Source organism: Pseudomonas sp. BN417, assembly GCF_029871205.1.
Taxonomy (GTDB): Bacteria; Pseudomonadota; Gammaproteobacteria; order Pseudomonadales; family Pseudomonadaceae; genus Metapseudomonas.
Map to the genome: position 1 here is coordinate 1 of NZ_SSOJ01000012.1, position 728 is coordinate 728.

Annotated in this window: 1 protein-coding gene; it reads right to left on the reverse strand. The window is 67.3% G+C overall.

Features of this window, described 5'->3' with window-relative positions:
* The coding region (locus E8F11_RS00265; RefSeq protein ID WP_280286795.1) for an amino acid ABC transporter permease at positions 1-728 on the reverse strand (728 nt) is incomplete at both ends.

The window sequence follows — 728 nt, forward strand, 5'->3', positions numbered from 1 at the left end:
CAGAACCAGATCTCGAAGGTGGAGAAGGAGGTGGTGATCGCTTCGCGCCCGCTCTTGGTCAGTTCGGTGATGGCGATGACCGAGACCAGCGAGGTGTCCTTCACCAGGCTGATGAACTGCCCGGCCAGCGGTGGCAGCACGCGCTTGAAGGCCTGCGGCAGGATCACGTGGCGCATGGACTGGCCGGCGGTCAGGCCCAGGGAGCGCGCCGCCTCGTTCTGCCCGCGGGCGATGGACTGCACGCCGGCACGGACTATTTCACCCACGTAGGCGCCGGTGAACAGCGCCAGCGCCGCCACCCCGGCGAATTCGCGGGAGAGGTTCAGCACGGTGCCGATGAAGAAGTAGAAGATGAATATCTGCACCAGCAGCGGCGTACCGCGCACCAGCTCGACATAGACAGTGGACAGGTCGCGCAGCGTGGGGTTGTTCGACAGCCGGCAGAGGCCGGTGAACAAGCCGAGAAGCAGGCCGAATGCACCGGACAGCACGGAGATCCACAGCGTGGTCCAAAGCCCCCAGAGCAGCGGGCCAGCCGCCCAGTGGCGAGTGACGCCGACCAGGTCTCCCTCGGAAACGTCGTCGCCCTGGCTCACCTGCAGGCTGTCGCGGGCCACCTCCAGCACCTGCTCTGCGCCGCCCTCGGCGGTCAGGGTCACGCGGGCCATGTCGCCGTCGTCGGCAATGGCGCTGACCGTGCCGTAATCGGCGACGCGCTGGCCTTCCTC